This window comes from Spirillospora sp. CA-142024 (assembly GCF_050942325.1).
In the GTDB taxonomy this organism is placed as follows: domain Bacteria; phylum Actinomycetota; class Actinomycetes; order Streptosporangiales; family Streptosporangiaceae; genus Spirillospora.
The window spans coordinates 921,882-942,922 of sequence record NZ_CP192077.1; the positions used below are offsets into that span (position 1 = coordinate 921,882).

A 21,041-nucleotide genomic window follows, 5' to 3' on the forward strand; every position below is an offset into this window, starting at 1 on the left:
GCGGGGGCGGGCGGCACGCGCCGAAGCCGCCTTGCCAGAAGTACGGGGAGCGGCGGGGCGCCCGCTGGGCACGGTGGTGCGGGAAATAACCGACGCTGACGCGCGCCATCTGGACGTCCACCAGGCGGTCACAGTCACGGGCGGGCACTCCCGAAACCGGGTCTGAACCGGTTGACGCGACATAGCAGCGTCATGGGGGCATCGGCCCGAGCGGGAAGCTGCGGTCCGTTTGCCATGCCATGTTCGCCGTGTTCATCCTGTTGGTAGTGGTTGTTCGGCCCAGATCGTCTTTCCAGTGGTGGTCTGCCGGCTGCCCCAGCGTTGAGTGAGTTGGGCGACCAGTAGCAGGCCTCGGCCGCCTTCATCGTAGACATGGGCTCGGCGCATGTGGGGTGAGGTGGAGTTGGCGTCGGACACTTCACAGATCAGCGCGCGGTCGCGAATCAGCCGCAGTTGCATGGGCGGATCGCCATACCGGATCGCGTTGGTGACCAGTTCGCTGACCACCAGTTCGGTGATGAACGCGACCTCGTCCAGGCCCCACTCGGCCAACTGTTCGGTGGCGTTCTGCCGGGCGGTGGCCACTTGGCTGGGATCCGGCGGCACATCCCAGGCGGCTACCTGGTCGGAGCCCAGGGTGCGGGTGCGGGCTAGTAGCAGGGCGACGTCGTCGCCGGGTTGTTCCGGCAGCAGGGACTTTAAGACCGTGTCGCACACAGTGTCCAGCGAATCGGCGGGGGCGTCCAGCGCGTGGCACAGCCCGGCGATGCCCTCGTCCACGTCCCGGCCGCGGTCCTCGATCAGGCCGTCGGTGTAGAGGGCGATCAGCGAGCCCTCGGGCAGTTGGAGTTCGGTGGTCTCGAAGGGCAGGCCGCCGATGCCGAGCGGCGGACCGGCGGAAACTTCCACCGGGTGCGTGGTGCCATCGGGCAGCAGAACGACCGGCGGGGGATGCCCGGCGGCGGCCACGGTGAGCTGCCCGGAGACGGGGTCGTAGACGGCGTACAGGCAGGTCGCGCAAAGTTCGGCGATGTCCTGGCCGGCCCTGTCGTCGCTGGCCAGGTGGATCACCAGGTCATCGACATGGGTCAGCAACTCGTCCGGGGGCAGGTCGACGTCGGCAAGGGTCCGCACGGCGGTGCGCAGGCGGCCCATGGCGGCCGAGGAATGGACGCCGTGCCCGACCACGTCGCCGACGACCAGGGCGACCCGGCAGCCCGACAGCGGGATCACGTCGAACCAGTCGCCGCCGACCCCGGCACGGGAACTGGCTGACAGGTAGCGGTGCGCCACCTTGAGGGCGGCCTGGCCGGGAAGAAGCTGGGGCAGCAGGCTGTGCTGAAGGGTCAGCGCGGTCGCCCGTTCGCTGGTGTAACGGCGGGCATTGTCCACGCACACTGCAGCCCGGCTGGCCAGTTCCTCCGCCAGCGCCATATCGTCGTCGGCATAGCGGTCGGGGGTGATCGCGCGGATGAACACCGCCACGCCCAGCGTGGTGCCCCGCGCCCGCAGCGGCACCGCCAGCAGCGAGTGGACGGCCCCCCGATCACGGTATTCACGCAGCTTGGACCCCCGCGCCTGATGCTCGGCCATCCACCGGTCGAAGCCGGGATCCCCCACCCCGCTGAGCACTGGGCGCCCCTCCACCAAAGCCCGCGCGGGCGGCGAGAACGGCGGGTAGGTATCCAACTCGCCCATCTCGACGGCGGCTTCCGGCGTCCCCGCACTGCCCGACAGGTGCGCAACCCGGCGCAGCATAACGTCAGTGCGATCAGCCGCCCTTTCCGGCGCCTCCGCCCTCAGTACCCAGCCGAGCAGGTCCACGCTGGCAAAGTCGGCGAACCGCGGCACGACCAGCCCCACCAGCTCGCCGGCGGTCCGCGCCACGTCCAGGGCGGTGCCGATGGAGGAGGCGGCCTCGTTCAGCAGGGCAAGCCGTTGCCGGGCCCAGTGCTGCTCGCTGCTGTCGAGCGCCGCCAAGCCGACCCCGATCACCTCCCTGGAGGCATCCCGAAGCGGCCACAGCTCAGTGCTCCACGCATGGTCCCGGGACTCGCCCTTTGCGCGGCCGTAACTTTCGTAGTGCACGGGGGTCCCACTCATGACCACCCGGCGCAGATTTGACAGGAACTCGGGAGTGTCCGGGCCCACCAACAGGCTAGCGGTCACAGACCGCCCCACCAGCGCCTCTTCAGGAGTCCCCGCCGACTCGCAGGCCACCTCGTTGAGGCGCAGAATGCGCTGGTCGGTGTCGAAAGCGGCCAGCGCAATGGACGCCTGCTGAAACAGCCGATCGGTCACCGTCGGCTCCGCCTCCCCGGGCGCCGTGCCGGTGACCGCGAACCCCTGCGCCCCGCCGTCCCCGTCCACCAGGGGCACCACCTGCAGGGCCAACTCGACGCTATGCCCGTCCCTGTGCCGCAGCACCACCGCCCCGGACAGCGCGGCGGCCACCCGCCGTGCCGTTGGGTCCTCGGCGAGCAACTCGCCCGCATTCCGCCCCACGACCTCCTCGGCCGCATAGCCCGTCAGCCGCCGAGCCCCCTCGCTCCACGCCGTCACGATGCCCAGAGGGTTGATGGTGGCCGTAAAATCGGCACCCCCCCATGCCACCCACAATGACTTCTATGTCGCACAGCGTCAATCCGGCAGGTCAGGTTTGACCTGTTCCGCTGGAGAGCGTCTGAGAGCGTGGAGGTGACCGGCCGGTCAGGCGCCGATTGACGCCTCGCAACCGGTGTACTGGCGGCCGGACGCCGGCTCGGACGCAGAGGATCTGTGGACGACCAACCCTACCGCGACCCTCGCTTGTCTTGCTTCATGCTTGAAGTTAGTGTGGAGGTGTTGGACTGATGCAGCGCCGTCTGGACTCGCCGGAACGGCTGCTGCGCTTCGCCCCACCCTCACCTGCAGCGGCCGCGGCAGGGCCACTGCGCGCATCACATGCCCAGGCGTCCCGGCCAGGTTGCCCCATGCCACACCTTCCGGAGCACCATGAAGACCATTCTCATCAGCGGCGGCAACAGCGGGATCGGCTTGCAGGCCGCTCGCGCATTCCTTGCACAGGGGCATCAGGTCGTCCTGCTTGGCCGCGATCAGCGAAAGGGTGACGCAGCGCTCGCCTCGTTCGGCGATGCCGCTGGCCGAGCGTCCTTCCTTGCCGTCGACCTGGCCATACACGACGGCGTTCGCGACGCTGCCGACCGCCTCCTCGCGGACTACGACCGTCTCGACGCCGTGCTGCACTCCACCGGCGTGTTCACCGCAAAGGAGATGCGCACGGCGGACGGGCTCCACCCCTTCTTCGCCGTCAACTACCTCAGCCGCTACCACCTGACCCAGCTCCTGCTGCCCGCACTGCGGGAAAGCGAACGGCCGTGCGTGGTGATGATGACCGCGGCTGTTCCGCCGACCGATGCTTCCGACTTCGACAGGTTCCCGGATTTTGCGCCATTCGGCCTGCGGAAGGACCGCAAGCCGATCCAGTTGGCCAATCATCACTACGCCGCCCACCTCGGGCGAACCGAACCCGGCCTGCGGGCGGGAGTGGTGAACGCGGGTGCCGTGAAGACCGACATCCTGCGCATCGCGCCCTGGTACATGCGGGTGGGTGCCAAGGTCGCGGGACCACTCTTCTTCGACTCCGCGGAGAAGGCCGCCCACAACGTCGTCGAAGCTTGCCTGCGAGACGACTGGAACGCGCCGACCTACTGGGGAAAGCCCGGGGACTTCGAGCGGCGGACACCGATCATTCTCGGCGACGCGACCACACAGCGCCTGATGGACGCCTCCCGCACTCTCGTCGGTGCCTAATCGCAGACCCATCACGCGTGCTCGACGGGTGCCCATCCTGACCGAGAAGCGCCGGCCTGGGCATCAGATCGGGAGGGCGGGTCCGGCGTCGAGGTGGTCGCCGAGCGCGGACCTGGCATCACGGAACAAGGTCTGGCCGTAGTCGCGGTAGGGCGGTGACTCCGCGTACCGGAAGTGGTCGCGTACCGCGACCCGTGCGGCCTCGGGGTCACCGGACTCCAGCGCCTCGACGATCGGGTCGTGCGACCCGATGCCCCACTGCTCCCCGCTCTCCGGTTCCGGGGGGATGGAGCTGACGATGATCAGCTCCTGGAGTGGTTCGATCGGCAGTTCCAGTGCGGGCAGCCGCAGCGCCTTGATGATCGACAGGTGGAACTGCAGGTGCTCTTCGTGAGCCGCCGGCCAGTCCTTGGCGCGGACCCGGTCCTCGAACCGCTGCAGGTGCCCGCGCATCGGCCGCAGCGTTTCGCGATCGCGCACGATCACTCCGCGCTGGCGGTGGTGGACAACACCTTCGCCACTCCCGTGCTGTTCCGTCCGCTGGAGTTCGGCGCCGACCTGGTGATCCACAGCGCGACGAAGTATCTGGCAGGGTGCTGGCCGGGGCGCTGGCCGGGAGCGGGCCCGTCATGGACGCGGTGGCGGTGCTGCGCCGCCGGCTTGGGACGATCATCACCCCGCACAACGCCGCCGCCGTCATCGAGGGGATGAGCACGCTGGAGTTGCGGGTCGACCGGGCCGGCGCCACGGCGCTGCGGCTCGCCGAACTCGCCGACGCCCACGAAGCGACGAGCAGGGTCAACTATCCGGGGCTGCCGGGCGCACCGGCGCATGAACTCGCATGCCGGCTGACGGGCGGGCGCCGCTTCGGCGGGATGCTCTCCTTCGCGCTGCGCAGGCCGGAGCGCAGGCCCTCGTCTACGACGCGTTCACCCAGTTCGTCAGGGCCACCAGCCTGGGGGACGTCGTCAGCCTGGTGGACTCGGTGGACGATCCCGACGTCCTGCGTTTGTCCGTCGGCGTCGAGAGTCCCGATGACCTGGAGCCGGTGGGGCCGGCTGCTGCTGCCGATCGGGGTGCTCTACGACCCGTTCGTCGAGCGCGCCCTCGAGCCCTGGTCGTACGGTATCTACGCGGGCGGGCAGTCGATCCTGATCGGCACCCCGTCCGGGGTCTCGCTGGCGCCCGAGGGCGGAGCGCACCAGTCGATCAAGACGCCGTCCATCGGCCTGGAGCAACCCGGCTGCGTCAGTTACGAGCCCGCGTTCGTCGTCGACACCGAGTGGACGCTGCTGGCCGGCCTGGCCCGGCTGGGCAAGCCCGACGGGTGCTCGGCCTATCTGCGGCTGTCCACCCGCCCGGTCGACCAGTCGCTGGCCGCGGTGCCCGCGGATCCCGCGGCCCGGGAGCGGCGCCGCCGGCAGGTCGTGTCCGGGGCCTACCCGCTCCGCCGCACCGAGGCGCCGGCGGTCGGCATCGCGGCCATGGGCGCCGTCGTCCCCGAGGCCCTCGCCGCCGCCGAACGGCTGGAGGGAGAGGGCATCGCCGCGGACGTGATCTGCGTGACCAGCCCCGACCTGCTCTACCGGGCCGTGCGGGCCCGGCAGGGCCATGAAGCCGCCGAGTCGTGGATCCTCGACCAGGTCTTCCCGGCCGATCGCGCCACACCGCTGGTCACGGTGCTGGACGGGCACCCGCACACGCTGACGTTCCTGGCCACCGTCAACCGGGTGCCGACCACCGCGCCGGGCCGAGTCGGCGGGCGGTGCTGGAGGCGATGCTCGGTGACCACCCGTCCGTCGAAGGGTCCACCGTCGAGGTCACCCGCGCCGTCCTGTCGCTTCGGCTGGCCCGCCGTGGCCTGGAACTGCCGCCGTCCGCCCTGCGCAACGGCACCGCATGGCCGAGACCCTGCCGGCCTGTTTCGAATGCGGGTTCAACGGCAGCAGCACGGCCGCCCGAGTGCGCACTCACCCGCAGACCGTCCGGAACCGCATCCGCCGGCTGCGTGACCTGCTGGGGCCGGACCTGCACGACCCCGCACACGCCTTGGACTACCTCATGGCGCTGCACACCTGGCGCCTGCTGCCGGAGAACCGCGGCGACCGGATGGCGTCGCTGTGATCACTCGTCGCGAGGAAGGGCGGCCTCGGCGGGCCAGTCGGTGGGGCAGGGGGCGTCCATGGCCCGCAGGATGCGTTGGGCGGCGGCGGCGATCTGGCGCTGCTGCGCCTTGGTGAGCGGGTCGAAGAACAGGCGGCGGACCTCTTCGACATGGCCGGGCGCGGCGGCCGTCACCTTGTCCCGGCCGCTGTCGGTGAGGACGGCGAGGGTGTAGCGCCCGTCGGACGGATCCGGGCGGCGGCTCACCCATCGTCGCTTCTCCAGCCTGCCGACGACGTTGGACAGCCGGGAGAGCGTGCTGCCGGTGTACTGGGCCACCTCGCTCATCCGCAAGGTTCCCTCCGGCGCCATCGACAGTGAGGACAGCACGAGGTAGTCGAAGTGGCTGATGTCCGCGTCCCGCTGCATCTGGGTCTCCAGGGCGGCGGGCAACTGGGTGAGCACGTAGGCGAAGGCATACCAGTTCTGCTGCTCGTCCACGTCGAGCCAGCGAGGTTCCCGGCGGTCCTGCGGATCTTCCATGCCCTCACCTTAGCTTCAACGGTGAAGTCATGTGCGGTCCACTCTCCAGCTTCACGCGTGAAGTCGCGTCACTTGAAGCTTAAAATGACCAGGTGCTATGTTCGCTTCAATCGTGAAGCTATCAAGGGAGCGTGGACAGGCGATGAACGTCGTGCTGTGGGTCGTCGCGAGCGTGCTCGCCGCAGGTTTCCTCCTCGCGGGCGGCATGAAGCTGGGCCGGCCGAAGGAGAAGCTGGCGGAGTCCGGTCTGGAGTGGACCGAGGATTTCAGTGCCGGCATGGTCAAGGCCATCGGCGCGCTGGAGGTCCTGGCCGCGATCGGACTGATCCTCCCGGCGCTGTTCGGCATCGCGGAGGTGCTGGTACCGCTGGCCGCACTGGGCCTGGTGCTGATGATGATCGGCGGCGGGATCACGCACGCCCGCCGCGGGGAGGCGTCGTCGATCGCGGTCAACGCGGTCCTGCTGGTCTTGGCGGCCGTGATCGTCTGGGGCCGGCTCGGCCCCTACTCGTTCACCTCCTGACCCGGCCGGGTCCACGCACGTCCGGCGGCGTGGCGGGCCCGACGTCCAAGTCCTAACAGGTACTTAGGAGTTCAGATGCCCACTCCATCGGGTCCCGTCCTTGCCCGGCGAAGCCCCTTGATCATCCCGGCGGGCGTGCTCGCCGCGATCGTCACCGCCAGCGCGGTCAATGCCGTCGTGGCTCTTCTCGCCCGCGCCCTCGCTGACAAACCCGACGACTTCGGACCGTTGAATCCGGGCTCGTACATCTTCCTGACCGCGGTGGGCATCGTGGCCGGCGCCGTCGGCTGGGCTGTGGTCCGCAGGGTGTCGAAAGACTCGCAGGCCCTGCTCCGCCGGCTCGTTCCGACCGTGGTCGTGGTGTCTTTCGTCCCGGATTTCTTCCTGTTCGGCAATGGCGGTCCGGTCGGTGTCGCGGCCCTTCTCGTCATGCATGTACTCGTCGCGTTGATCGCGGTCACGGTCTACCGCAAGGTCATGCCTCTGACCGCCGACTGATGTCGTGTTGGGGGCGGCACCGGATTGCTTCCAGGTCGCCGTTGAGCATGCAATGGCCTGCCGCGTGCGGAACGAGGAGCGTCAGGCCGGCGTGAAGCTCGAATCGATCGCCGTGCTCAGCGTCGAGGACTCCGGTCCCTGATGTGACCACGAGGATCGAGAACGCCGGGTCGAGGACTCCGATCGGGTCGGGCCGGATGCGTTCGGCGGCGAAGAAGGGGTCGGCGGACTCGGGGAAGAGCCGGTCGACTCCGGGGCGGATCCGGTGGCCCGCGCGGCGTGCGGCGCGCAGGCCATCGATCCGGCCCGAGCCCCAGGAGGCGCGGTCGACGCATTGCAGAACCTTGTCGTAGCCGAGCCCGAGGTGGCCGGACGCGGCGTCGATCTCGTAACCCTCCCATTCGAGCAGGACGGAGAAGTCGGTCGGCTCCTGTACCTCGACGAGCAGGATGCCTTCGCCGATGGCGTGGGGCAGGCCCGCGGGGCAGACGATCGCGTCGCCCGGGTGCACCGGCACCTGGTTGGTGGCGGCCAGCATGTCGGGGACGCGCTGCCCGCTCACCCAGTGGCGCAGTTCCGCCGCACCGACGTCCCTGCAGAACCCCAGGTGAACGACGGCCCCCGGAGCGGCATCGACGATCACCCATGCCCCGGTCTTGCCGTACGGCGAGGCCAGATGCGCCGCCGCGAACCGCCGGTCGGGACGAACGTGGAGCGGCAGGCGCTCGCCGGCGTCCAGCAGCTTGACGAGGATCGCGGGGTCCGGGCCATGCCGCGCGACATGCTCTGGGCCGAGCCAGCGCTCCGGGGCGTCGGCGATGGCCGTGGACAGCAGCCGGCCGTCGGGAAGCGTCGGCAAACCGGCCGGTGCGGCGGCGTGGCGTGCGGTGACCGACCCGACCCAGTCCTCGGGGAAGTACGGATCGGCGGGAGCCGCCGTGGCGCGGAAGCGGCCGATACGCCCGGTCCCGCGGTGGAACGAGCGCGGCATGTTGGGCGAGAGCGGGACGGGTTGCATGCTTTCTCCTGCGCGGGGTGCGGTGCCGACCTGCCGCGGCGGCCGGTGCCCCTGTCCGCACCGGCCGCCGGGGGGACGTCAGGCGTGCCAGGTGCGGTACCACTCGGGCGGCAGGTCGGCCAGGACCTCGTCGATCGGCCGCGCCGGGGTGTAGGGGCGGCCGTGGGCCCGGGTGACGGTGTTGAGTTCGTCAAGCCGCCCACGTGCCTGCTCGATCGCCTTCTCCCGTTCCACGGGGTCGTGCGTGGAGACGGCGTCGCGCCAGATCGAGCGGCCCGTGAGGTGGCCGGAGGCGCCGGCGCGGCAGGCGATCTCGACCTGGGCGCGGAAGTCGTCGTAGCCCACTCCGGCCGAAAGGATCACCCACGGCACGTCGACCGAGGCGTCCAGCCGGGCGCAGGCGGCGGCCGCCGCCTGGCGTCCTTCCGGGGTGTCGACGTATCCGGGGAACTCCACCTTGAGCATGTCCACGCCGAGTGCGTTCGCCTCGCGCGCCGAGGCGAGGATGCCTTCGACGCGCTGGGCGCGCCACTGGTCGGTATCGGGGTCTTCGCCTGGAAGCGGGTACCAGATGGGTTCGATGACCAGCGCGAGGCTGAGGCCGGCACACTCATCGGCCAGGTCGCGGACGAGCTTGCGCTGCAGTTCGGCCACCTCCGGGTCGCAGGGGTAGGCAGATGCTTCCCCCCATCCCGCAGCGGGGTGTGTGCCGACTAGGAGGTGCGTGCCGACGGCGTCCGGCTATTGCCTGGTCAGAGCCTTGATGGAGTACTCCCACAGCTGGGCGGCGGCCTCGGGGTCCAAGGCGTGGGCGGCGACACCCCCATGTGGGTTGTCGGGGTGGAGCGGCAGGGCCTCGTTGCAGTCCTCGAAGTAGCGGCCGCTGACTCCCGTGAGGAGAGGGGAGGCGGCGACGAGGACGGAGGTCGCCGCTCCTTGTTCCACTGTCTTCCAGGGCAGTGCCGGCGCCCCGCTCGCCTCGAACCGCGCCAGTAGTTCGGGGTCGACATGGCGCATCAGGTTGGTGCGGACCACGCCGGGCATGACGGCGTTGACGCTGACGCCGGTCCACCGCTTGGCGGCCTCGACGGCGAACAAGGCGTTGGCCGTTTTCGACTGTCCGTATGCGGCGTTGGGTTCGTATGGGCGCTTCTCGTAGTGGATGTCGTCGAAGACGACGGGTGAGAGCCGATGTTGCGAGGAACTGACCGAGACGATTCGCGCGTCGCCGGCGGTGGTGAGCGCGGAGTAAAGGCCGGTGGCCAGCGCGAAGTGGCCCAGGTGATTGGTCGCGAAGTGCAGTTCCCAGCCCTGCGGGGTGCGGGTCAGCGGCGGGCCCATGATCCCCGCGTTGCCGACCAGGATGTGCAGGGGGCCTTGCCAGCCGGCGACGAACGCCGCGACCGACGTCTGGTCGGCCAGGTCGAGCGGTGCGGTGAGGACCTGCTTGTTGCCGGTGCCGGCGATGATGTCCCGCACCGTGCCGTGGGCCGCCAGGGGGTTGCGGACCGCCAGTGTCACCTCGGCCCCCGCCCCGGCCAGCGCACGGGCGGTCTCGACACCGATGCCGGACGCGCCGCCGGTGACGATGGCCCGGCGGCCGGTCAGGTCGATGCCGGTCATGACCTCGGCGGCGGTGGAATCGGCGGTGAACGGTGTGGTGATGCGTGCGCTCACGGTCGTGATCCTTTGGAAGGTGGTCAGGCGGAGACGAGCTGTTCGGGGCGGTCGCGGCGGGTGTGGAGATCCCAGTAGAGCTGGGCGATGTCGTCGGGGTCCGCGTGCGGGACGCCTTCGGGGGCGGTGGCGCTGGGGAGGAGGTTGATGGCCACTGTCGCCGCGTGAACGCCCTGCTCGGCGAGCGTGTTGTGGAGGTTGATGACCCAGTTGCGCAGGGCGGCCTGTGCCGTGTTCAGGGTGGCGAGCATCGGATAGGGGTTGATGGCGCCGCCACCCGTCGTGTACAGCAATGTCCCGGAGCCGGCCGCCAGCATGCCGGGCAGCACCGCCTGGGTGGCGGCGACCGCGCCATAGAGAAGCTGCTCGATCGCGGGCTGGAGGTTGTCCACGGTCACGTCGGGCGGGTCGACCATGGTCAGGCCGCTGTGCGGGGAGTACTCCAGGACGTCGATCGCGCCGAACCGCTCGGCGGCCTGGGACAGCGCCGCGGTCAGCTCGGTGCGGTCGGAGACGTCGGCAGGGAAGCCCTCGGCGGTGATGCCGGACTCGGCCAGCCGGGCCACGAGGGTGTCGAGCTTGTCCTTGCTGCGGGCGATCAGGGCGACCTCGAAACCGTGGCCGCCGAAGGCCTTGGCGATCGAGAGGCCCATTCCCGGGCCGGCTCCGACGATGGCGATGGTGGGCATGCGTCTACTCCTGGCGTGCGTAGGGAAGCCAGTTCGGGTGCAGGAACAGCGCCTGGGGGACCGTGACCGGCGTCCTCAGGCGATTCCGGGCGAGGGTGACGTGGGTGTTCACTCGCCGCTGAGCGGGGTTGCAGCGGCGAAGCGCTCCTCAATGCGAGGCGTGCACAGTTCGTTGGCGTTGCTGCTCGTTGATGCCTGGCCAGCGCCTCGTCCGGTCCTCCATGGCCCCCACCTTACTACAAGCTTGTAGTGATGATGGTGTCCGGATCACTCTAAACATGAAGTCATCGCCAGAGGCGACTACTACAAGGCTGAAGTGATCAAGTTGGTTCGGGGGCCGTCGACGCGGGCAACGATCCGGCTGACCAGTGTTGAACGCAGCGCAGGGACGCGGGCCGGAAGGAGCGCTGGTGGAACCCGCGACCGAGGCCTATGGCCGCCCGAGACGTGCGCTTTTGGGAGAATCTGTCACCGATACGTCCGCTGCAATTACGTGTCCGTCCATAGCGTGGTGTGCATGCGAGTCGTGAGGATCGGACGGCGTCGGTGATGGCGGACGACACCTCCGAGCCCGACGTCGGATGGCCGGCATGGGTCGAACTGGCCACCCCCCAACCGGACACGGCCAGAAACTTCTACCGTGAGCTGTTCGGCTGGAACGTCTACACCCTCACCCACCCCTCCTACGGCGACTACGACGTCTTCACACTCGGTGACCTTCAGGGGCCGTCGGTCATCGGGCTGCGGACGCTTACGGACAGCACACAGCCCGCGTCCTGGACCTGTTTTTTCTTCGTGGAGGACTTGCAGGTCACGGTCGAGATCGTCAAAGCCGGAGGCGGACAGGAACTCATCCCGCCGACCCACTACACCGGGGGCAGCGCGATGGCGATGTGCATGGACGCCCAGGGCGCCGAGTTTGGAGTCGGGCTGCGCTCGGAGGTCCTAGGGCCCATCGTCATGAACGAGCCGTCCGCGATGTGCTGGGTGGAACTGGCATGCCACGACGTCCAGCAGGCCAGACGCTTTTACGGCAAGGTGTTCGCCTGGCGCACCGAGGACCATGAGTACCAAGGCCACCCCTACACCGTTTTCAGGGTCGGCGACCGGCCGGTCGGCGGGATGGTGGGCATGGGCGGACGGTGGGCGGCGGACCATCCGGCACGCTGGATCCCTTATTTCTGGGCGGAAGACTGCGACGCGACCACTGCCGAGGCAGCCGAACTGGGCGCGCGCGTCCGCTTCCCAGCCGAAGACATCCAGGTCGGCAGGTACTCGATGATGACCGACCCGACCGGCGCCCCCTTCGCCGTCATGAAACCGACCTCCCCTGGTCCAGGGACTACATGAGTTCGGGCGCGAACCACCGGTTCGCGCCCGATGGGGCGCTCTTGCACATCGTTGCTGTCAGCCGGCGCTCCCAAGGACGGTGAGCAGGTGAGCGACCTCTGCGGAGACGGCCTCGCGGGCTGGGCCGAGGTATTTGCGCGTGTCCGCGGTGCTCGGAAACTCGGTCAGGCGGGCGCGGGCGGTCTTGGTGAAGACGTCGTTGAGCCGGGTTGCAATATTGATCTTGGTCATTCCGGCGTTCACGGCGCGGGCCAAGTCGCCGTCGGAGACTCCGCTCGACCCGTGCAGCACCAGCGGGACCGGCACTTCCCTGTGGAGCCGGCCGATGAGTTCGAAGTCGAGGACGGCGTCGCGAGTCACCATGGCGTGTGATGTTCCAACGGCGACGGCAAGGGCGTCGACTCCGGTCGCGGCCACGAACCGGCGTGCCTCCGCCGGATCAGTGCGTGCCCCGGGGGCATGGACGCCGTCCTTGCCTCCGACCTCGCCGAGTTCGGCCTCGACCCAGACGCCGTGTTCATGGCAGTAGGAGGCGATCTTGGCGGTGGCGGCGACGTTCTCCTCGTACGGCAGGACGGACGCGTCGTACATCACCGAGCCCACACCGTGCTCAACTGCTTCTACCACCAGGTCGGGCTGGGTGGCGTGGTCGAGGTGGACCGCCACGGGCACCGCGGCGGTACCTGCGATGGCCAGGCACGCCGCCAGGATGGGCTGGATGGCGCCGTGGTAGGCGGCGGTGTTCTCGCTGATCTGCAAAATCACCGGCATGGCCGCCTGTTCGGCCCCGGTGACGAACGCTTCTGCGTGCTCGATCTGGATGACGTTGAACGCGCCGACGCCGTTACCGTGCGTGGAAGCTGGGGCGACGATGTCACCGGTGTTGGTCAGCGGCATTGAAGCCCTCCTGGGACGTGGCTTTGGGTGTTGGGATCGTGAGCAGCGACTGGACGACGGCGCGATACCGCTCGTAGGCGGTGTCGAGGGCAGTGGTGGCCGCGGCGTCGGCCTCGTGACGACGTACGACCCGTACGGTGCGTTCGATCGCCTCCGAAATGTCGGCGTACAGTCCGCAGCCGACCCCTGCCAGCATGGCGGCGCCCCGGGCTCCCGCCTCTTCGGTGTCGGTGACCTCCACTGCAAGCCCCAGAGTGTCGGCCAGAAGCTGGCTCCAGACCTCGCTGCGAGCGCCGCCGCCGCACAGCCGTGCGGGCCGCAGGATGTCGAAGCGCTCCCGGAGCGCATCGACGTGGAACCTGTGGTTGAACGCCACGCCCTGGATGACGGCTCTCATCACGTCGTCCCTGTCGTGCCATCCTCGTAGGCCGACCAGCGCCGCGTCGAGCGTGTCCGCGTGCGGGGAACCGTAGAGGAACGGCAGATATATCGGTGCGTCGGCGGGGTTCCGGCGTGCGAGGGCGGTGCCGGCGCCCTTGAGGGCGGCGGCGAAGTCGGGGGAGCCGTCGGGGTGCCAGGGGCCGAACTGGCGCACCGCCCAGTCCAGGTTCGTCGCGCCTGACGGCGAGGTCGACATGTGCAGCCATTGCTGCGGCCTGACGAACGACCTGGCCTGCCAGCGGGAATCGATGCGCGGCTCGTCCGCGACGACCTGGTTGATGCTGAAGGTGCCGAGCACCAGGCTGAGCGAGCCGGGTGCGGCGGCCCCCACACCGATGGCGGCCGCGTCCACGTCGTGTGCGCCGGTGACGACCGGGGTTCCGGGTAGGAGCCCGGTGGCTTCGGCGGCCGCGTCCGACACCACGCCGGTGCTCGCGGCGCTGCCCAGGATCGGCGGGAGCCGTTCGGCCAGTTCCTCAAGGCCGTATAGCTTGAGGGCCTGATGGCTCCAGTCCTGGGTGTGGACGTCGGTGAACGACGCGCTCGCCTCGCTGGGATCGGTCATGAGGTCGCCGGTCAGCCGCAACCGCAGCCAGTCCTTGCAGAACAGGATCCACCGCGTGTGGGCGAGGGCGTCGGGTTCGTGGTCGCGCAGCCATGCGAGCAGCGCGGCCGGAGAGGCCGCGAACGGAACCTGACCGGTGATCGCGAGGGCCTGCCCGGCCAGGTCGGGCTTGCGGGCCGCGTCGGCGTACCGGTGCGCTCGCGAGTCGGTGGCCAGGATCGCCGGGCGTACCGGCCGCAGTCGCTCGTCGACGAGGTAGGCGCCGTCGTTGTGGCCGCAGACGCCCACCGCGGCGACCTGCGCCGGATCTACCCCGCCCTGGACGAGGCAGGAACGGATGGCCTGGGCGCATTCGCGCCACAGCGACTCCATGTCGCGCTCCTGCCAGCGCGGCTTGGGAAGGTCGACCCGGGTCGGGACGCAGGACGCGGCGAGCGCATGCCCGTCGGGATCGAAGAGGACCGCCTTGGTCACGGTCTGCCCGGCGTCGATTCCGAGCAGGACCGGTCCAGTGTCGGCAAGTGCACGCTCGTTCATGTCAGGCCCAGTTCCGCGGCATTCACCCCGCCAGGCGCTTTGCCGGTGCGGAGGAACTCGGTGACGGCGTCGGCGACGAGCTTGGCCGATGTGGTGTTGGTGTCCTCGGTGTCGCCACCGAAGTGGGTGGTGATGGTGACATTGTCCAAATTTCGCCAGGGGCTGTCAGCGGTGAGCGGCTCCTCATCGAAGACGTCGAGGCCGGCGCCGGCGATCCGGCCGGCCGACAGCGCGGCGTACAGGGCGTCGTTGTCCACAAGGCGGCTGCGCGCGACGTTGATGAAGTAGGCGGACGGCTTCATCAGCGCGAAGTGCTTGGCGGTGATGAAGCGGTCGGTCTCTGGGGTGTGCCGGGCTTGGACCACGACGAAGTCGCCTTCGGCGAACACCTCGTCGAGGGTGTCGGCGCGCCGTGCCCCGTGTTCGGAGAGGTCTTCGTCGGATGCGTATGGGTCGAACACGACAGGGTGGCATTCGAAGCCGCTCAGTCGGCGGACGAGGGTGCGCCCGACATGACCGAACCCGACCATCCCGATGGTGCGCCCGGCGATCTCGATCCGGGCGCCGGGGAAGTCCTTGCGCCACCCGCCAGATTTCACGCTGGCGTCGGCGCGGGCGATATTGCGTGCCTCGGCGAGCATGAATCCGATCGCCAGTTCCGCCACTGCGCCGGCGTTACGGCCCTGGACGGGCACGACCGCCACGCCCCTGTCGGTGGCGGCCGGCACGTCGACGTTCTCCAGTCCCGCGCGGGCGACGGCGACCAGGCGCAGTGCCGGGGCCGCCTCCAGCAGCGCCCGCCCGATGGGGGCGAAGTGCAGGCAGACGATTTCGGCGTCGCTGACGGCGGCCAGCACTTCGGGAGGCGGCGGCACGGCGCCCGCGCCCTGGACCTCCATGACCTGCTGGAGTCGATGCTGCTCGGCCTTGTCCGCCCGCCAGACGACGGTGCGCACCTCGACACCGGGAATGTCGCCGAGCCGCTCGGCGAGCGCGTCGGCGTAGGAGGAGGCCGGGATGAAGCGATCTCCGATGACGAGAACGGATGTCACTGTGCTTGCCCTCCGTTGGGCTGGATCTGGATCTTGCGTCCGACGCCGTTCTTGAACTGGGTGATCGCGTTCTCGTAGGCATCGAGCGGATGACGGTGGCTGATCATGATTTCGGGTGGGAGGAGGCCGCCGCAGAACAGTTCGCCGGCCCGCTCGAAGCTGTGCAGCACGGCCATGGAACCGGTGATGGTGATCTCCCGGTTGTAGATGCGGAAGGGCTCGATCGTCGCGGTGGCCTGCTCGTCTGCCACGCCGAACTGTAGGAACGTGCCGCCGCGGGCCACCCTGCCGAGCCCGTCGTGGATGGCCGCGACCGCCCCGGTGCAGTCGATGACGGTCTCCCAGCCGCGGGGCCGGTCGAGTTCCTCCGCCGACCTAACGGCCTGGTCGCAGCCCAGCCGGACGGCTGTGGCGAGCCGGTCGGGGTTGAGGTCGACCATGCTGACCGTGGCAGCTCCGGCGCGCTTGGCCAACTCCAGCATCATCAGGCCCATCGTCCCCGCGCCGTAGATGAGGTAGTGGTCGCCCAGGTCGCGGGGGAGCACGTCGAATCCGCGGACGGCGCACGACAGCGGTTCGATGAGCGCGGCGTCCGCGGGGGCGAGGCCCGCGGGGAGCCGGAAGCAGTTCTTCGCCGGTGCCACCGCGTACTCCGCCGCCCCGCCCGCGATGGAGACGCCGATCGCGTTCCAGCGTTCGCACAGGTTGCCGCGTCCCCTGCGGCAGTAGTGGCATTCGCCGCAGTGCAGCGAGGGGTCCACCGCGACATGGTCACCGACGGCCACCTCGGTGACGTCGCGGCCGACCTCGACGACCTCGCCGGCGAACTCGTGACCGGGCACGACCGGAAGCCGCGGCGCGAACCGGCCCTCGAGAATGTGCAGGTCGGTGCCGCAGATCCCGCAGCCGGCCACCCGGACGACCACCTCCCGAGGACCCGGCGCCGGATCGGGGACGGATTCGATGGAGACGACGCCCGGTTCGACGATCACGGCGGCCTTCATTTAATGGCTCCAAGGGTCAGGCCGCGGACGAGTTTGTCCTGCGCCATCCAGCCCGCGATCAGCACGGGAAGCGACACCAGGGTCGCCGCCGCGCACAGCCGGGCCAGGAACAAGCCTTCGCTGGTCACGAAGCCGACCAGGAACACCGGCGCGGTCGCGGAGCGGGTGGCGGTCAGGTTGACGGCGAACAGGAACTCGTTCCAGGCGAAGATGAAGCAGATGAGCGAGGTGGCGGCGATGCCCGGCATGATCACCGGGCCGATCACCCGGGTCAGCACGGTCGGCAGCCGGGCCCCGTCCACCTGCGCTGCCTCAAGGATCTCCTTCGGCACCTCCTGCAGGAAGGAACGCAGCATCCACACCGCGAGGGGCAGGTTCATCGCGGTGTACAGGATGACGAGCGTGAACACGTTGTCGAGCATGCCCAGGTGCTTGACGACGAGGTAGACCGGCAGCAGCCCGGCGATCGCCGGCAGCATCTTGGTCGACAGGAAGAAGAACAGCACGTCCCGCCACTTGGGCACCGGCCGGATCGCCAGCGCGTATGCGGCCGGCAGTGCCAGCGCGATCGCCGCCGCCGTGGACAGGATGCTCGCCGTGGCGGAGTTGATCAGGAACGGGGTGATGTCCCGGTCGAGCACGAGGCGGTACTGGTCGAGGGTCGGCGCGGCCAGCAGCGTTGGTGGGTTGGTGGCGGCGTCAGACTCGGTGCGCAGGGATGTGAGCGCCATCCAGAGCACGGGGAAGAAGAAGAACACCGCCGCCGCCCACGCCAGCAGCGTCCACCCGGCGCCGTGACGTTTCCTGATTCTCATCGCGCCTCCTCCCGGAACAGGGACGAGACGGCGCGGAGCGCGAACGTGGCGACGATGATCGTGCCGACCACGACGACCACTCCGGCGGCTGCGGCCTCGCCGTACTCGTACTTGCGGAACATGGTCAGGTAGATCTCGTAGGGCAGGTTGGTGGTGGCCGTCCCAGGGCCGCCTTGGGTGATGGTGAACACCGCGTCGAAGGTCTGCACGAGATAGATCGAGCCCAGTAGTACGCCCAGCTCGATGTAGCGGCGCAGGTGGGGGAGCGTGATGAGGCGGAAGATCTGCGTTGTGCTGGCGCCGTCGACCCGCGCCGCCTCGATCACGTCGCCTGGCTGGCTCTGCAGCCCGGCAAGGATGATCAGCATCATGAACGGCGTCCACTGCCAGATCAGCGACGCCGCCACCGAGGTCATCGGATAGTCGGTGACCCAGTCGATCCGAGAGGGGGTGTCGTCGCCGAACAGCTTCTGGACGGCGTCGATGCTCCCGTTGAGCAGGCCGTACGTCGGGTTGTAGATCACGTGCTTCCATAGCAGCGCCGACGCCATCGGCATCACCAGGAACGGTGCGATCAGCAGCGTCCGCACGACCCCGCGGCCGGGGAACTTGCGGTCCAGCAGGAGCGCCAGCCCCATGCCCAGCAGCAGCGACACGATGACGACGCTCGCGGTGAGGACGACCGTGTTGACCACGGCGGCGCGCAGCCGCTCGTCGGTGAACACGGTGGCGTAGTTGTGCAGGCCGGTGAAGTGCCGGTCGCCCGGGTGCAGGATGTTCCAGCTGTAGGTCGAGATCACCAGCGTCACGACGAACGGCAGCTGGGTCACCACGACGGTGAACAGCAGCGCCGGCAGCAGCGGGAACCGGCGCGACCACCGCTCGTTCCGCGTGGGCGCGTCGCTCCGGGCATGAGCGCTTCCGCGCTTCACGGGTGATGGTGTTGTGAGGGTCATACGGTGTGTCTCCCGTCGATCCGGGTGCCGGGGCGCACGTGGGGTGCGTCCCGGCACCCGGGCGGAGTTCAAAACTCCGGGCGGCTCCTAGCGGTACTTGCCGGCGACCTGATCAGCGAGCTTCTGACCATCGTTCAGCGCCTGCTGCACCGAGGTCTTCCCGGCGATCGCCGCGGACACCGACTGCGACACCTTCGTCCCGAGGTCGGCGAACTCTGGGATGCCGACGAACTGGACGCCGACCGTCGGGCGCGGCTGGACCCCGGGGTTCGCCGGGTCGGCGTGTTCGATGGAACCGAGCGTGACCTGGTAGAAGGCCTTGGCGGCCTGCTGGTACTCGGGGATCTGGTAGGTGGAGGTGCGCTTGCCGTCGGGCACCCGCGACCAGCCGAGCTTGGAGCCCACCAGCTTCTCGTAGTCCTTACTGGAGGCCCAGCTGATGAACTTCCAGGCGTTGTCGGCCTTCTTGGTGGTCTTGGGCATCGCCCACGCCCACGTCCACAGCCAGCCCGAGTACTTGGTCTGGTCGACCGGGGCGTAGACGTAGCCGACCTTGCCGGCGACCTTGCTGGTCTTGGGATCCTCCACCGACGCCGCCGCGGAGGTCGCGTCGTACCACATGGCCGACTTGCCCTGGCCGAAGGAGTTCAGGCACTCGGTGAACCCGGACTGCGCCGCCCCGGGCTCGCCGTGGGACTTGATCAGGTTGACGTAGAAGTCGACCGCCTTGGTGAACTGCGGCGAGTTGACCTGCGCCTTCCAGTCCTTGGTGAACCAGGTGCCGCCGAAGGTGTTGACGACCGTCGTCAGCGGGGCGAACACCTCACCCCACCCGGGCAGCCCGCGCAGGCAGATCCCGGAGGTGCCCTTGGACTTGTCGTCCAGCTTGGCGGCGTAGCCAGCGACCTGCTGCCACGTGGGGTGCTCCGGCATGGTCAGGCCGGCCTTGGCGAACAGGTCCTTGCGATACATCAGGAACGACGACTCGCCGTAGAACGGGACCGCGTACTGCTTGCCGTCGGCGCCCGTCAGCGACTGGACCATCGGCTTCAGCAGATCGGCCTGGTCGAAGGCGGTGTCCTTGGCGGCGTAGGAGGAGGTCTCGTGCAGCCAGCCGTTCTTGGCCCAGATGGGCACCTCGTAGGCGCCGACGGTGACCACGTCGTAGCGGCCCGCGCCGGTGGCCACGTCCTGGGTCACCTTGTCGCGGAGTTCGTTCTCCGGAAGGATCGTGTAGTTGACCTTGATACCGGTCTGCTTGGTGAAGTTGTCGGCCGTCAGCTTCTGGATGTCCTCCATCTGCGGATTGCCCACCATCAGCACGTTGATGGATTTCCCGCCGGAGGAGCCCGCACCACCGCCGGCCCCGGCGCACGCGCTCGCGGTCAGCGCCACGGCGACCGCACCCGCGACGAGCGCGCTGCGCCGCCAAAGGCGACCTTGTGACCTCACGATGACCTCCTAGGTTCACCGGCCGCCCTCTCGGCGGCCGCGTGGTTGATCGGAACCCCCGAGTCCCCTGCCGCCCGCCCGGCCCCGTCCAACCGGCGCACGACGACGTGCTCCGGTCGAAGGAGCGTCCCGGGCAGTTCCGCGGTGCCAGGCGCCAGGCATGCGCTGGTTCCCAGCGCCACCGCCTCGGCGAGCCGGCTTTCCGGTCTCATAGAGCCCGACTCGGCCGACGCGGCGGCCAGGTAACCGGCGAGCAGGGTGTCTCCCGCGCCGGTTGTGTTGACGGGTTCGATCGACGGGGCCTTCGCCCACAGGCAGACCCGCCCATCGACCAGGACCGCGCCGTCGACGCCGATCGACGCCAGCACGGCAGTACCACCGGCCGCCACCTCGCGTGCGGCGGCCACGACGGCCTCCACGGTCCGCAACTCCCTGCCGGTGAGCTCGGCGAGCTCCTCCCGGTTCGGCTTGATCAGATCCGCGCCCGCCGACAGCGCCGCGGGCAACGCGGCGCCCGAGGTGTCGACGGCGGCCCGCGCTCCGGCCGAGTGGGCCGCCTGGATGAGCCGGACGGTCAGCTCCGGGTCTGTTCCGGGAGGCAGTGAACCGCAGCACGCCACCCACGAGGCGGCCTCGGTGAGGGCGGCCTCCCTGGTGCGCCGGACCAGGGCCTCCTGCTCTGCCGCGGTCAATGCTTCACCGGGGGCGTTGACCTTGGTGGTGCGGCCGCCCGGCTCGATCACGGTGACGTTCACCCGCGCCGCCGCCGCAACGCCGACCCCCTCATGGGGCAGCCCGGCTTCGGCGAGGAGCCCCGCCAGATGGCCTCCCTCGCTTCCTCCAAGGGGGAGGACCGCCATCGTCGGAACGCCTCGGACTGCGAGCACTCGCGAAACGTTGACGCCCTTGCCGCTGGCCTCGACGGTGACATGGTCCGCGCGGTGCAGGGCACCCAGGCGGAACCCGTCGACGCGGTACGTCCGGTCGAGGCTCGGGTTCGGCGTGACGGTAACGATCATCTGCCCTCACGATGTCTTGGAGATCAAAGGGATGTAGCTTGCTGATCGTTGGTTATAGTTGCGTTTTGATGGAGAGTCAAGAGTCGAGG

General features: G+C 69.3%; 21 protein-coding genes and 1 pseudogene. 7 read left to right on the forward strand and 15 right to left on the reverse strand.

Annotated features, from left to right (window positions below; translation table 11 throughout):
- Positions 1-252 precede the first annotated feature (252 nt).
- Entirely contained in the window at positions 253-2,613 is a 2,361-nt protein-coding gene (locus tag ACQPZP_RS04650; RefSeq protein WP_433476390.1) for a SpoIIE family protein phosphatase, read from the reverse strand.
- A gap of 381 nt (positions 2,614-2,994) precedes the next feature.
- Here ACQPZP_RS04650 and ACQPZP_RS04655 point away from each other — a divergent pair, with 381 nt between their 5' ends.
- Entirely contained in the window at positions 2,995-3,813 is an 819-nt protein-coding gene (locus ACQPZP_RS04655) for an SDR family NAD(P)-dependent oxidoreductase (RefSeq protein WP_433476391.1), read from the forward strand.
- A gap of 63 nt (positions 3,814-3,876) precedes the next feature.
- Here ACQPZP_RS04655 and ACQPZP_RS04660 read toward each other — a convergent pair whose 3' ends face one another.
- Positions 3,877-4,293, reverse strand: coding sequence for an FCD domain-containing protein (locus ACQPZP_RS04660; RefSeq protein WP_433476392.1), 417 nt, complete (start codon positions 4,291-4,293; stop codon positions 3,877-3,879).
- A 45-nt stretch (positions 4,294-4,338) separates the two neighbouring features.
- Here ACQPZP_RS04660 and ACQPZP_RS04665 point away from each other — a divergent pair.
- From ACQPZP_RS04665 to ACQPZP_RS04675, 3 genes and pseudogenes are all read left to right on the forward strand, one after another.
- Positions 4,339-4,658 (forward strand): annotated as a pseudogene (locus ACQPZP_RS04665) (PLP-dependent transferase); the annotation flags it as partial.
- A 189-nt stretch (positions 4,659-4,847) separates the two neighbouring features.
- Complete coding sequence (locus ACQPZP_RS04670) at positions 4,848-5,825, forward strand: transketolase-like TK C-terminal-containing protein (RefSeq protein WP_433479550.1); 978 nt, start codon at positions 4,848-4,850, stop codon at positions 5,823-5,825.
- Positions 5,776-5,937 (forward strand): helix-turn-helix domain-containing protein, encoded by a 162-nt coding sequence (locus ACQPZP_RS04675; protein ID WP_433476393.1) that lies wholly within the window; start codon positions 5,776-5,778, stop codon positions 5,935-5,937. The genes ACQPZP_RS04670 and ACQPZP_RS04675 overlap by 50 nt, the downstream gene beginning before the upstream one ends.
- On the opposite strand, the gene ACQPZP_RS04680 is transcribed toward ACQPZP_RS04675, so the two are convergent.
- Entirely contained in the window at positions 5,938-6,459 is a 522-nt protein-coding gene (locus ACQPZP_RS04680; protein WP_433476394.1) for a MarR family winged helix-turn-helix transcriptional regulator, read from the reverse strand.
- Positions 6,460-6,601: 142 nt separating this feature from the next.
- Between ACQPZP_RS04680 and ACQPZP_RS04685 the strand changes: the two genes are divergently transcribed.
- On the forward strand, positions 6,602-6,982 hold the full coding sequence (locus tag ACQPZP_RS04685; RefSeq protein ID WP_433476395.1) for a DoxX family protein: 381 nt from the start codon (positions 6,602-6,604) through the stop codon (positions 6,980-6,982).
- Between the two features lie 135 nt (positions 6,983-7,117).
- The gene (locus ACQPZP_RS04690) at positions 7,118-7,480 is read left to right on the forward strand and encodes a DUF6069 family protein (protein WP_433476396.1); all 363 of its coding nucleotides are present in this window, start codon (positions 7,118-7,120) and stop codon (positions 7,478-7,480) included.
- On the opposite strand, the gene ACQPZP_RS04695 is transcribed toward ACQPZP_RS04690, so the two are convergent.
- The 4 genes from ACQPZP_RS04695 to ACQPZP_RS04710 form a co-directional block, all read right to left on the reverse strand.
- Positions 7,458-8,498 (reverse strand): class I mannose-6-phosphate isomerase, encoded by a 1,041-nt coding sequence (locus ACQPZP_RS04695; RefSeq protein WP_433476397.1) that lies wholly within the window; start codon positions 8,496-8,498, stop codon positions 7,458-7,460. The genes ACQPZP_RS04690 and ACQPZP_RS04695 overlap by 23 nt on opposite strands.
- A gap of 78 nt (positions 8,499-8,576) precedes the next feature.
- Positions 8,577-9,152 (reverse strand): hypothetical protein, encoded by a 576-nt coding sequence (locus ACQPZP_RS04700; protein ID WP_433476398.1) that lies wholly within the window; start codon positions 9,150-9,152, stop codon positions 8,577-8,579.
- 87 nt (positions 9,153-9,239) lie between these two features.
- On the reverse strand, positions 9,240-10,175 hold the full coding sequence (locus ACQPZP_RS04705; protein WP_433476399.1) for an SDR family NAD(P)-dependent oxidoreductase: 936 nt from the start codon (positions 10,173-10,175) through the stop codon (positions 9,240-9,242).
- A 23-nt stretch (positions 10,176-10,198) separates the two neighbouring features.
- Positions 10,199-10,864, reverse strand: a complete 666-nt coding sequence (locus ACQPZP_RS04710; RefSeq protein ID WP_433476400.1) for an SDR family NAD(P)-dependent oxidoreductase — start codon at positions 10,862-10,864, stop codon at positions 10,199-10,201.
- 549 nt (positions 10,865-11,413) lie between these two features.
- On the opposite strand from ACQPZP_RS04710, the gene ACQPZP_RS04715 reads away from it, so the two are divergent.
- Positions 11,414-12,214, forward strand: a complete 801-nt coding sequence (locus ACQPZP_RS04715; protein WP_433476401.1) for a VOC family protein — start codon at positions 11,414-11,416, stop codon at positions 12,212-12,214.
- A gap of 57 nt (positions 12,215-12,271) precedes the next feature.
- Here the strand turns inward: ACQPZP_RS04715 and ACQPZP_RS04720 are convergent, their stop codons facing one another.
- The 8 genes from ACQPZP_RS04720 to ACQPZP_RS04755 all read right to left on the reverse strand — a co-directional run bounded on the left by ACQPZP_RS04720 (position 12,272) and on the right by ACQPZP_RS04755 (position 20,952).
- Positions 12,272-13,111, reverse strand: a complete 840-nt coding sequence (locus tag ACQPZP_RS04720) for a class II fructose-bisphosphate aldolase (RefSeq protein ID WP_433476402.1) — start codon at positions 13,109-13,111, stop codon at positions 12,272-12,274.
- Positions 13,089-14,654, reverse strand: a complete 1,566-nt coding sequence (locus tag ACQPZP_RS04725; protein WP_433476403.1) for an FGGY-family carbohydrate kinase — start codon at positions 14,652-14,654, stop codon at positions 13,089-13,091. The genes ACQPZP_RS04720 and ACQPZP_RS04725 overlap by 23 nt, the downstream gene beginning before the upstream one ends.
- The gene (locus ACQPZP_RS04730) at positions 14,651-15,706 is read right to left on the reverse strand and encodes a 2-hydroxyacid dehydrogenase (protein ID WP_433476404.1); all 1,056 of its coding nucleotides are present in this window, start codon (positions 15,704-15,706) and stop codon (positions 14,651-14,653) included. Before ACQPZP_RS04730 ends, ACQPZP_RS04725 begins: the two co-directional genes overlap by 4 nt.
- On the reverse strand, positions 15,703-16,710 hold the full coding sequence (locus tag ACQPZP_RS04735; RefSeq protein ID WP_433476405.1) for a zinc-dependent alcohol dehydrogenase family protein: 1,008 nt from the start codon (positions 16,708-16,710) through the stop codon (positions 15,703-15,705). The genes ACQPZP_RS04730 and ACQPZP_RS04735 overlap by 4 nt, the downstream gene beginning before the upstream one ends.
- Positions 16,707-17,525 carry a carbohydrate ABC transporter permease gene (locus ACQPZP_RS04740; RefSeq protein WP_433476406.1) on the reverse strand — a complete coding sequence of 273 codons (819 nt, stop codon included), beginning with the start codon at positions 17,523-17,525 and terminating at the stop codon, positions 16,707-16,709. Before ACQPZP_RS04740 ends, ACQPZP_RS04735 begins: the two co-directional genes overlap by 4 nt.
- Positions 17,522-18,481 (reverse strand): carbohydrate ABC transporter permease, encoded by a 960-nt coding sequence (locus ACQPZP_RS04745; protein WP_433476407.1) that lies wholly within the window; start codon positions 18,479-18,481, stop codon positions 17,522-17,524. Before ACQPZP_RS04745 ends, ACQPZP_RS04740 begins: the two co-directional genes overlap by 4 nt.
- A gap of 87 nt (positions 18,482-18,568) precedes the next feature.
- Complete coding sequence (locus ACQPZP_RS04750) at positions 18,569-19,933, reverse strand: ABC transporter substrate-binding protein (RefSeq protein WP_433476408.1); 1,365 nt, start codon at positions 19,931-19,933, stop codon at positions 18,569-18,571.
- Positions 19,930-20,952, reverse strand: coding sequence for a 1-phosphofructokinase family hexose kinase (locus ACQPZP_RS04755; protein ID WP_433476409.1), 1,023 nt, complete (start codon positions 20,950-20,952; stop codon positions 19,930-19,932). The genes ACQPZP_RS04750 and ACQPZP_RS04755 overlap by 4 nt, the downstream gene beginning before the upstream one ends.
- Positions 20,953-21,041: the final 89 nt, after the last annotated feature.

What these genes read in the sequence shown, in the direction of transcription:
- ACQPZP_RS04725 (WP_433476403.1), bottom strand. Translation starts at nt 14,654, where the DNA reads ATGAACGAGCGTGCACTTGCCGACACTGGACCGGTCCTGCTCGGAATC.
- ACQPZP_RS04710 (WP_433476400.1), bottom strand. Translation starts at nt 10,864, where the DNA reads ATGCCCACCATCGCCATCGTCGGAGCCGGCCCGGGAATGGGCCTCTCG.
- ACQPZP_RS04670 (WP_433479550.1), top strand. Translation starts at nt 4,848, where the DNA reads ATGACCTGGAGCCGGTGGGGCCGGCTGCTGCTGCCGATCGGGGTGCTC.
- ACQPZP_RS04715 (WP_433476401.1), top strand. Translation starts at nt 11,414, where the DNA reads ATGGCGGACGACACCTCCGAGCCCGACGTCGGATGGCCGGCATGGGTC.
- ACQPZP_RS04735 (WP_433476405.1), bottom strand. Translation starts at nt 16,710, where the DNA reads ATGAAGGCCGCCGTGATCGTCGAACCGGGCGTCGTCTCCATCGAATCC.
- ACQPZP_RS04745 (WP_433476407.1), bottom strand. Translation starts at nt 18,481, where the DNA reads ATGACCCTCACAACACCATCACCCGTGAAGCGCGGAAGCGCTCATGCC.
- ACQPZP_RS04755 (WP_433476409.1), bottom strand. Translation starts at nt 20,952, where the DNA reads ATGATCGTTACCGTCACGCCGAACCCGAGCCTCGACCGGACGTACCGC.
- ACQPZP_RS04685 (WP_433476395.1), top strand. Translation starts at nt 6,602, where the DNA reads ATGAACGTCGTGCTGTGGGTCGTCGCGAGCGTGCTCGCCGCAGGTTTC.
- ACQPZP_RS04695 (WP_433476397.1), bottom strand. Translation starts at nt 8,498, where the DNA reads ATGCAACCCGTCCCGCTCTCGCCCAACATGCCGCGCTCGTTCCACCGC.
- ACQPZP_RS04680 (WP_433476394.1), bottom strand. Translation starts at nt 6,459, where the DNA reads ATGGAAGATCCGCAGGACCGCCGGGAACCTCGCTGGCTCGACGTGGAC.
- ACQPZP_RS04655 (WP_433476391.1), top strand. Translation starts at nt 2,995, where the DNA reads ATGAAGACCATTCTCATCAGCGGCGGCAACAGCGGGATCGGCTTGCAG.
- ACQPZP_RS04740 (WP_433476406.1), bottom strand. Translation starts at nt 17,525, where the DNA reads ATGAGAATCAGGAAACGTCACGGCGCCGGGTGGACGCTGCTGGCGTGG.
- ACQPZP_RS04720 (WP_433476402.1), bottom strand. Translation starts at nt 13,111, where the DNA reads ATGCCGCTGACCAACACCGGTGACATCGTCGCCCCAGCTTCCACGCAC.